Source organism: Streptococcus intestinihominis (assembly GCF_046824975.1).
Classification (GTDB): Bacteria; Bacillota; Bacilli; order Lactobacillales; family Streptococcaceae; genus Streptococcus.
This window is the reverse complement of record NZ_JBKQBL010000001.1, coordinates 367,282-375,738: the sequence shown is the minus strand read 5'-3', so window position 1 is coordinate 375,738 and position 8,457 is coordinate 367,282. Positions and strand designations below refer to the sequence as shown.

The following is an 8,457-nucleotide window of genomic DNA, read 5'->3' as shown; positions in this document are numbered from 1 at the left end:
CCGTTGACAATGGCTTTTTCCATCGAGCGTCCAAAGACAACAATCTTGCGGCCAGTTTTAACAGCGGCATCTGCAGCCTGTTGGAGACGGAAGATGTTGGATGCAAAGGAAGCAAAGATGATGCGTCCATGAATGCCTTCAATAATCTTCATAATGGATTGGCCAACGACTTTTTCAGAGTTGGTAAAGGTTGGGACTTCCGCGTTGGTTGAGTCAGAAAGCAGACAGAGGACGCCTTCCTCTCCTAGTGCAGCCATCCGGTGAAGGTCGGCCGGCTCACCAACAGGTGTGAAGTCAAATTTAAAGTCTCCTGTGCAGACGATTTTTCCTTGAGGCGTATGAAGAACGATTCCCAAAGGTTCTGGAATGGAGTGGGTCGTCCGGAAGAAGGTCGCTTTAATATGCTTAAAGGTCAGCACCGTATTTTGGTTGATTTCATAGAGTTTGGCACCACGAAGGAGACCATGCTCTTCTAATTTTCCACGAATAAGGGCTAGGGCCAAAGGTCCAGCATAGATTGGCACATTGGCTTGCTTCAAGAGGAAGGGAATTCCTCCGATATGGTCTTCGTGTCCGTGAGTAATCAAGACACCTTTGACACGGTCGATATTTTCAACGATATAGGAATAGTCTGGAATCACGTAATCGATCCCTAACAAATCATCTTCAGGGAACTTGATCCCAGCATCTACAATGATGATTTCGTCTTGGTATTCAATCCCATAGGTATTTTTACCGATTTCCCCGAGACCTCCAATGGCGAAAACACCAACTTCTTCAGGTTTTAAGGTATATGCCATGGATTAGAACTCCGTAATTTCAAATGCGCCAGACTCTTTTTCATATTCTAGGTGTTGGTCTGACAAGAGAGTGATAAATTCGATGTTGTAAGATGTATTTTCTTCAACAAGGCGACGAGCTTCAATGCGTCCTTCTAACTCATTCTTCGCATCAATATCGAGATAGAGGGCATGAGTCGTTTCACGACGAGGGTTGCGTTCTTTTGTTTCTTGGTAGAAAACTTTGTAAATCATTTCGTTTCGGTTCCTTTCACTTGTTCGGACTGTAGCAGAAAAGAAACAGCTAGTAGCTAGCTGAGACACCTATTCTTGCTTTCTTTTGTCCTGATTCGATACAATTATTATTCATTATACCATAAATAGGCTCGAAGGAAAAGATGCAAGCGGGTTCTGAGAGCAGAAGGAAGCGCTTTTTTAGAAGGGATAGAGAGCAGGTGATTTCACAGTCTGGGGGTGCTTCCTCTACCGTTTGGCGTCTATTTGTAGTATAATATGAAGCAGACAACGAGGAGAAAACATGAAAGTATTAGCATTTGACACCTCCAGTAAGGCCCTATCCGTTGCCCTTTTGGAGGAAGAAAACCGATTAGCAGAGTTGACACTGACGATCAAGAAAAACCCCAGCATTACCTTGATGCCTACCATTGAATTTTTGATGGCCAGCATTGATTGGAAACCGACGGATTTAGACCGTATCGTAGTAGCAGAAGGGCCTGGATCTTATACTGGCTTACGGATCGCGGTAGCAACGGCTAAAACCCTAGCTCAAACGCTAAAGATTGACTTAGTAGGGGTGTCGAGCTTACTAGCCTTGGTACCAGAAGAGATAGAAGGTCTGGCCATTCCAGTCATGGATGCGCGGCGCAACCATGTCTATGCGGGCTTTTACCAAGAGGATCAGCTGGTCTACCCGGAGGCTCACCTTTCTTTTGAAGCCGTATTAGAAAGAGTAAAGGGAGCTGAAAAGGTAACCTTCCTTGGGGAAGTGGAGGCCTTTCGTGAGCAGATACAAGAAGCCTTGCCAAATGCTCAGATGGTAGAAACCCTACCGGATGCGGTACGGATTGGTCGACTAGGACTTACAAAAGAAGCTGTCTCCGTTCATGGCTTTGTGCCCAACTACCTCAAGCGGGTAGAAGCTGAAGAAAACTGGCTCAAGGACCATCAAGAGTCCGGTCAGTCCTACATCAAACGCCTATGATCCGAATCGAGAAGGAGGTGGGGCGATTCGATTTAGCCCCTCAGTTGGTAGAAATCTTAGACAATGTCTATGGACAAAGTCCTTGGACCTTGGAGCAAGTCCTAGCGGATATCGGTCAAGCTCAAAATTGGTATGCCTTGGCCTATAGTGGGGAAGCATTGGTCGGCTTCTTGGCCATGCAAGAAACTCTCTATGAGCTAGAGGTCGTCCAAATTGCTGTTCGAAAAGAGTGGCAAGGGCGCGGGATTGCTCGTCATCTACTAGAAACTGTTCCTCAGGAGAAAGAGGTCTTTTTAGAGGTGAGAGAAGGAAACACTCCGGCTCGGACTCTCTATCAGAAACAAGGATTTAAAGAAATTGGTTGCCGGAAAGGGTATTATCATGCACCTACCGAAGACGCCATTATGATGAAAAGGGAAGCAAATGAAGGATAGATATATTTTGGCATTTGAAACATCTTGTGATGAGACCAGTGTTGCCGTTTTAAAGAATGACACAGAACTCTTGTCCAATGTTATTGCCAGCCAAATTGAAAGCCATAAACGCTTCGGGGGAGTGGTTCCAGAAGTTGCCAGTCGGCACCATGTCGAAGTCATTACGGCCTGTATTGAGGAAGCGCTAGAAGAAGCGGGAATTACAGAAGAAGAAGTCACAGCGGTTGCGGTAACTTACGGACCAGGTCTGGTTGGAGCTCTTTTGGTCGGTCTTGCTGCAGCCAAGGCCTTTGCTTGGGCCCATGGGATTCCTTTGATTCCTGTCAATCATATGGCAGGGCACTTGATGGCCGCTCAAAGCGTTGAGGTTTTAGAATTTCCGCTCTTGGCCTTGCTGGTCAGCGGAGGACACACTGAGTTGGTCTATGTCTCGGAGGCGGGTGATTATAAGATCGTTGGGGAAACACGTGATGATGCAGTGGGTGAGGCCTATGATAAGGTCGGCCGCGTAATGGGCTTGACCTATCCAGCCGGTCGTGAGATTGACGAGTTGGCACATAAGGGTCAGGATATCTACGATTTCCCACGTGCCATGATCAAGGAAGACAATCTGGAGTTCTCATTCTCAGGGCTCAAATCAGCCTTTATCAATCTCCACCACAATGCCGAGCAAAAAGGCGAGAGCCTGTCCAAGGAAGACCTATCGGCTTCCTTCCAAGCAGCGGTGATGGATATCTTGATGGCCAAGACTAAAAAAGCCCTAGAAAGATACCCTGTTAAGACCCTGGTGGTGGCGGGAGGAGTCGCGGCCAACCAAGGATTACGTGAACGCCTGGCTTCTGAGATCACAGATGTTAAGGTCATCATTCCTCCTCTACGCCTCTGCGGGGACAATGCGGGGATGATTGCCTATGCCAGTGTCAGCGAATGGAATAAGGGAAATTTTGCTAGATTAGACCTCAATGCTAAGCCTAGCCTTGCTTTTGATCCGATAGAAGAGAACTTAGATTAGTTAAAAAACGAACATAAACGACGGGAGGACGATTCCCGTCCCTTTTTTGTTATAATAGAGAGCATCAAAAAAGAAAGGAAGAAAGAGTGGAAAAGAATTTTCAGCAGGGGGTCAGGGATGCCCTTCCGACAGCCTTGGGTTATATCAGTATTGGCTTGGCCTGTGGTGTGGTGGCGTCTCCCTATCTCTCCCCTTTAGAAATGGGCTTGATGAGTCTCTTGGTTTACGCAGGGGCTTCTCAGTTTGCGATGATCTCTTTGATTGCGGTTCATTCGTCCCTCATGAATATTGCCTTAACCGTCTTTTTCATCAATTTGCGTAATATGCTCATGAGTCTGCATACCTCCCCTGATTTTAAGGAGGCTAGCCTGGTCCATAATATTGGAATTGGTAGTTTGTTGACAGATGAAAGTTACGGGGTTTATTTGAGTGAAAAATTGAAAAGTGACCGGATCACTGTTCCCTGGATGCATGGCAATAATGTGGTCGGTTATCTGGCCTGGGGCTCCTCAACCATTTTGGGGACAGCCCTGGGGTCTCTCTTGCCCAATCCTAGTGCCTTCGGCCTGGACTTCGCCTTAGTTGCTATGTTTATTGGGATTTTTGCAGGTCAGTTTCAAGGTATGCGTTTGACGGAGAAGATGGCTACCTTGCTCCTTGTTTTAGGTGCTGTGGCCTTTAGCTTTTTCCTCTTGACCTTCTTTTTGACCCAATCCTTGGCCGTTTTAGTGGCTACTTTAACAGGCTGTTTCGTGGGGGTGATGTGCGATGCGCGTGAATAGTTGGATTTTCTTAGTTATTTTGACGTCCGCAGTGGTCACCTGGATTCCGCGCATTTTGCCCTTCGTTTTGGTCAAATACCGGGGGCTGCCAGATCCAGTTCTGCGTTTTCTAAAATACCTCCCCATTGCTATTATTTTTGCCTTGATCCTTTCCAGTCTGGTAGAGGGGAAAGTAGGCCAGCTTCCTCAGGTCCGGTGGGTGGATCTGGTCGCAACCATTCCGACCATGATAGTAGCCTTTCGCTACAAAAATCTAATGGGTACGGTTCTATTCGGGATTGTCTTGGTTGCCCTCTCACGTTTGCTTGTCGCCTGAATCCCCTGAATTTTTAGATAGATTACTGTTTGTTACAAATATTACAAAAATATTTCAAAAATACTTGACATTGAGTAATATTGTAATATAATAGTTTTTATCAAATGAAGTGAGGGATCATCATGATGAAAAAATGGACAAGTTTAGCACTTTTAGGATTAACTTCTGCAAGCCTACTCGTAGCCTGTGGTTCAAAAAAAGAAGAGAACAAATCTTCTGCCAAAGAAGCACAAACGACGGTGAAGTCTAGTCAGAAAAAAACAAAGGCAGCTTCTGGTAAGAAAGAGACAAAATCTACTGAAACGGATTCGCAAGAAGGGGCACAAGCTGCTTCTCAAGATGCAGGAAACTCAGGTCAAACCGCTGCAGGATCTGGTGCAGCAAGCACTGATAAGGCCACAGATTCGTCTCAAATGGTGCCAGAAGAGCTGGTAGGGACTTGGACAGGAACAACCGAAATTGCCAAAGATGTTCAAATGACCGTGGCTGCAGACGGTACGGTCACTACAACAGCGAACTTTTATCAAGCTGATTTGAATCCTGTTCGTACTGCAACAACGAAAGCCAAGGCAGTTCAAGCATCTGGTAATGTCTATTACTGGGAAACAGACGAACCTGGCGCTTTTGATGCCCTTCTTCCAGGGATTGCTGGACTTGGGGGAGCCAATATGAAGGTAAAACCCGGCTTCATCTTAGAAGAGGGCCATTATACACCGATTGTATTTGTAACAGGGCTTAATGAAGACTTTGATTATAACAAATACAATGATTTCCGTGTTTCCCTTACAAAATAAAGAAAAATCCACGAATCCCTAAGGAGTCGTGGATTTTGTTTTAGATAAATTGTGTAATAAAGACAATGAGGATGACGATTGGGATCACAAAGCGAAGCAAGAAAACCCAGAGCTTGAAGAAGAAGTGCTTGGTTTTCTCTTCTCCCACCTTTAGTTCTTCTTGGGCTAGGACTTGATCAAAGATATAGCCTGTAAATAGGGAGAGGCAGAGAGCTCCAAAAGGCATGAGGAGGTTGGAAACCAAAAAGTCCATGCAATCAAAGAAGGATTTTCCAAAGAGGGTCCACTTGGATAGTACTCCATAGGAAAGGGCAGATGGGATCCCAAATACAAAGGTCAGAAGACCAATGATTTGGCTCCATTTAGCCCGCTTTTTGTTGTTTTGGTTGGTGACGTTCCCGACATTAATCTCTAACATGACGACGGATGAGGTAATAGTCGCAAAGAGGAAGAGAAGAAGGAAAAGCAGGTAGAAGAGAGTTCCAAAAGGCATCTTATCAAAGACTTGTGGAAGGACTACAAAGAGGAGTCCCGGTCCACTAGTAGAAGGGATTTGAAAGGCTGACATAGCTGGGAAGATCGCCAAGCCCGCCATGATGGAAACGGCGATATTCATGAAGACGACGGAAATCCCGGATTGGACCAGGTCAGTGTCCTTGTCCAAATAGGAAGCATAGGTCAACATGGCCGTCACCCCTAGGGAGAGGGCGAAAAACGATTGGCCCAAAGCATAGAGCAGACCTTGGCTAGTCATCTTGGAGAAGTCTGGCTTGAGGAAATAGCTGACTCCCTCCCAAGCGCCAGGTAAGGTCAAGGAACGACCAATCATGACTAAGAAGATAATGAAGAGAAGTGGCATCATGAATTTTGAGGCCTTTTCAATCCCTTGCTCGACCCCCTTGGACACAATCAAGACATTGAGGAGGATGAAGATGGCCTGGGCTCCAAGAGCCAACCAGGGATTTGAAATAATCTCTCCAAAGAGCTGGGTATAGTCACTAACTGAGAGAAGTTGGAATAACTCTCCCAAGGCGACTCCTAGATAAATCAGGATCCAGCCACCGATAACACTATAGAAGGAGAGGAGGATGAACAGGGCAAAGGCACCGATCCAACCAATCCCATCATAAAGGCGACGACCACCGAGCTTTCCAAAGGTCTTAATAGCAGAAACACCAGCTGCACGTCCTAGAGTAAATTCAGCTAGTAAGAGTGGGAAACCGATAAGTAGAGTTGCTATCAAAAAAACAAGAAGGAAACTTCCGCCCCCGTTAGCGGCGGTCATATAGGGGAACTTCCAAACAGCCCCAAGCCCAATTGCAGAACCTGCAGAGGCTAGGATAAAGCCAATTTTGGAACCCCATTGAGATTTTTCCATATGGATTCTCCATTTCTAATTCAAATATAGGAAGAAAGCAAAGGCCAGCAAAGGCTCTTTCATAGACAAAAGAAAAAGGCTATTTAGTACGAACTAAATAGCCATAAAAACGCAAAGTGACATCTCTAAGAAGACGACTCTTATGTTTGTTGCTGGATTTGTTCTAAAAATAATCCTAACATCTTTTGAAAAAGCTGTCAATAGTGGAGACTTCCGGCCACCCAACCAGTACAGAGGGCAGAAGTAATGTTAAATCCTCCTGTATGGGCATTGATATCCAGGACCTCCCCAGCAAAATGAAGACCAGGGACCAACTTACTTTCTAAGGTCTTGGGATTAATTTCCTTGAGGCTGACACCTCCCTTAGTCACAAAGGATTTGGCCAAGGACATCTTCCCTGTTACAGGAATAGGAAGTTCCTTGACCTTAGTTAGTACAGCATCCACCTCTTTTGGGGAGAGTTGTTTCACCTTTTCCGGAAGATCCTGGGCAAAGAATTCCGCCAGTCGTTCTGGCAGATAGGCCTTCAGAACATTCTTTAAGGACTTCTCACGATTTTCCTCTAGGATTGCTGAGAGTTCTTCCTTAGAATAGTGAGGGAGACTGTCTAGTGTTAGGATCTCTCCTCCTTTGACAAAGCTTGACATGCGAAGGGCGGCCGGGCCAGATAGGCCAAAGTGGGTAAAGAGGAGGTCGTGGGTAATGTGGTGTTTGCCATAGTGGAGGGTCACATCGTCTAAGGAAATCCCTTGAAGGGCCTTGTGGGGGAAATCTGTCAGGAGGGGACTTTCAGCAGCTTCTAGTTCCATGATAGTGTGCTTAAAGTGACGAGCGATATCGTGGCCAAAGCCGGTAGAACCCGTCGAAGGGTAGGACTTTCCACCAGTTGTCACAATCAAGCGGTCTGCAGTCCAGGTCTCATCTTTGGATTTGATGACGAATTGTCCATTGATTTTCTTCACAGAGGTTACCTCTACCTGGCAGCGGACTTGACCGCCAAGTTCGGCAATCTTATCTGTCAGAGCTTGAATAATCGTTTGGGAACGATCTGAAGCTGGAAAGACACGACCATGGTCTTCGACCTTGAGTTTGACCCCGTTTTCTGTGAAGAAGCGGATGATATCATGGTTGTCAAATTGAGAAAAGACACTGTAAAGGAAACGTCCGTTTCCTGGAATGCCTGCTAGGAGATCGTCCAGGCTTCCATTGTTGGTCACATTGCACCGGCCTCCACCAGTCCCAGCTAGTTTTTTCCCTAGTTTGCGGTTTTTTTCCAAGAGGAGGGTTGCTTGCCCGTAGAAGGCGCTGGAGATGGTGGCCATCATACCAGCAGGGCCTCCTCCGATGACAATGGTATCGTAGTGGTTCATAAGGTCTCCTTTTTCTCGTCTCGTTTTATTTCCAGTTCATTGTAACATAAAAAATGGACCCTGTCCCCAGGCTCCACTTTTTATGAGTTAATTGTCTTCGTCTGGATTTTGACGGAGGTGGATGGAATAACGCTTAGGTGGGTAAATGCCGATTTCAGGACCCCAGCGTGGGAAGAGCTGATTGGTTTTCTTCCCAGCAGCGTATTTGGCTTCTGCCGCCATTTCCCAGAGCTCTTCGTAGAGATCGCCGAGCAAGAAGTCGAGCTCTTGATAGTAGAGGTCTGGCTTTCCGTAGTCACTAAGGCTTAGTTCCATCAAACCATAGACTTGTAGCTTATGGTCCATAAGTCTACGTCCGTCCACCTTGTTA

10 protein-coding genes and 1 pseudogene are annotated in these 8,457 nt (G+C 46.2%); 6 read left to right on the top strand and 5 right to left on the bottom strand.

Going from position 1 to position 8,457, the window contains the following annotated elements; translation table 11 throughout:
• Both ACLOR3_RS01970 and ACLOR3_RS01965 read right to left on the bottom strand, forming a co-directional pair.
• On the bottom strand, window positions 1–800 hold an 800-nt coding region (locus ACLOR3_RS01970), incomplete at its 3' end, for a ribonuclease J (protein ID WP_412036937.1).
• Between the two features lie 3 nt (window positions 801–803).
• Window positions 804–1,034: a DNA-dependent RNA polymerase subunit epsilon gene (locus tag ACLOR3_RS01965; protein ID WP_006595537.1), complete on the bottom strand. Its 231-nt coding sequence runs from the start codon at window positions 1,032–1,034 to the stop codon at window positions 804–806.
• Window positions 1,035–1,317: 283 nt separating this feature from the next.
• Here ACLOR3_RS01965 and tsaB point away from each other — a divergent pair, with 283 nt between their 5' ends.
• From tsaB to ACLOR3_RS01935, 6 genes are all read left to right on the top strand, one after another.
• Complete coding sequence (gene tsaB / locus ACLOR3_RS01960) at window positions 1,318–2,001, top strand: tRNA (adenosine(37)-N6)-threonylcarbamoyltransferase complex dimerization subunit type 1 TsaB (RefSeq protein ID WP_411400096.1); 684 nt, start codon at window positions 1,318–1,320, stop codon at window positions 1,999–2,001.
• The gene (gene rimI, locus ACLOR3_RS01955) at window positions 1,998–2,435 is read left to right on the top strand and encodes a ribosomal protein S18-alanine N-acetyltransferase (RefSeq protein WP_412036936.1); all 438 of its coding nucleotides are present in this window, start codon (window positions 1,998–2,000) and stop codon (window positions 2,433–2,435) included. Before tsaB ends, rimI begins: the two co-directional genes overlap by 4 nt.
• A complete protein-coding gene (gene tsaD / locus ACLOR3_RS01950; protein WP_129269949.1) occupies window positions 2,425–3,447 on the top strand; it encodes a tRNA (adenosine(37)-N6)-threonylcarbamoyltransferase complex transferase subunit TsaD in 1,023 nt (340 codons plus the stop codon). The genes rimI and tsaD overlap by 11 nt, the downstream gene beginning before the upstream one ends.
• Window positions 3,448–3,533: 86 nt before the next feature.
• Window positions 3,534–4,229: an AzlC family ABC transporter permease gene (locus tag ACLOR3_RS01945; protein WP_156676971.1), complete on the top strand. Its 696-nt coding sequence runs from the start codon at window positions 3,534–3,536 to the stop codon at window positions 4,227–4,229.
• Entirely contained in the window at window positions 4,216–4,545 is a 330-nt protein-coding gene (locus tag ACLOR3_RS01940; protein WP_129269951.1) for an AzlD domain-containing protein, read from the top strand. Before ACLOR3_RS01945 ends, ACLOR3_RS01940 begins: the two co-directional genes overlap by 14 nt.
• 122 nt (window positions 4,546–4,667) lie before the next feature.
• Window positions 4,668–5,339, top strand: a complete 672-nt coding sequence (locus ACLOR3_RS01935; protein WP_229046236.1) for a hypothetical protein — start codon at window positions 4,668–4,670, stop codon at window positions 5,337–5,339.
• A 40-nt stretch (window positions 5,340–5,379) separates the two neighbouring features.
• Here ACLOR3_RS01935 and ACLOR3_RS01930 read toward each other — a convergent pair whose 3' ends face one another.
• From ACLOR3_RS01930 to ACLOR3_RS01920, 3 genes and pseudogenes are all read right to left on the bottom strand, one after another.
• Entirely contained in the window at window positions 5,380–6,717 is a 1,338-nt protein-coding gene (locus ACLOR3_RS01930; protein WP_129269953.1) for a sodium-dependent transporter, read from the bottom strand.
• 197 nt (window positions 6,718–6,914) lie between these two features.
• Window positions 6,915–8,087 (bottom strand): aminoacetone oxidase, encoded by a 1,173-nt coding sequence (gene aao / locus ACLOR3_RS01925; protein WP_129269955.1) that lies wholly within the window; start codon window positions 8,085–8,087, stop codon window positions 6,915–6,917.
• A gap of 87 nt (window positions 8,088–8,174) precedes the next feature.
• Window positions 8,175–8,457 (bottom strand): annotated as a pseudogene (locus ACLOR3_RS01920) (hypothetical protein); the annotation flags it as partial.

Bases quoted from the DNA above. Each gene is read 5' to 3' on its own strand.
- ACLOR3_RS01935 (WP_229046236.1), top strand. From the start codon at position 4,668: ATGATGAAAAAATGGACAAGTTTAGCACTTTTAGGATTAACTTCTGCA.
- tsaB (WP_411400096.1), top strand. From the start codon at position 1,318: ATGAAAGTATTAGCATTTGACACCTCCAGTAAGGCCCTATCCGTTGCC.
- aao (WP_129269955.1), bottom strand. From the start codon at position 8,087: ATGAACCACTACGATACCATTGTCATCGGAGGAGGCCCTGCTGGTATG.
- ACLOR3_RS01930 (WP_129269953.1), bottom strand. From the start codon at position 6,717: ATGGAAAAATCTCAATGGGGTTCCAAAATTGGCTTTATCCTAGCCTCT.
- ACLOR3_RS01940 (WP_129269951.1), top strand. From the start codon at position 4,216: ATGCGCGTGAATAGTTGGATTTTCTTAGTTATTTTGACGTCCGCAGTG.
- tsaD (WP_129269949.1), top strand. From the start codon at position 2,425: ATGAAGGATAGATATATTTTGGCATTTGAAACATCTTGTGATGAGACC.
- rimI (WP_412036936.1), top strand. From the start codon at position 1,998: ATGATCCGAATCGAGAAGGAGGTGGGGCGATTCGATTTAGCCCCTCAG.
- ACLOR3_RS01965 (WP_006595537.1), bottom strand. From the start codon at position 1,034: ATGATTTACAAAGTTTTCTACCAAGAAACAAAAGAACGCAACCCTCGT.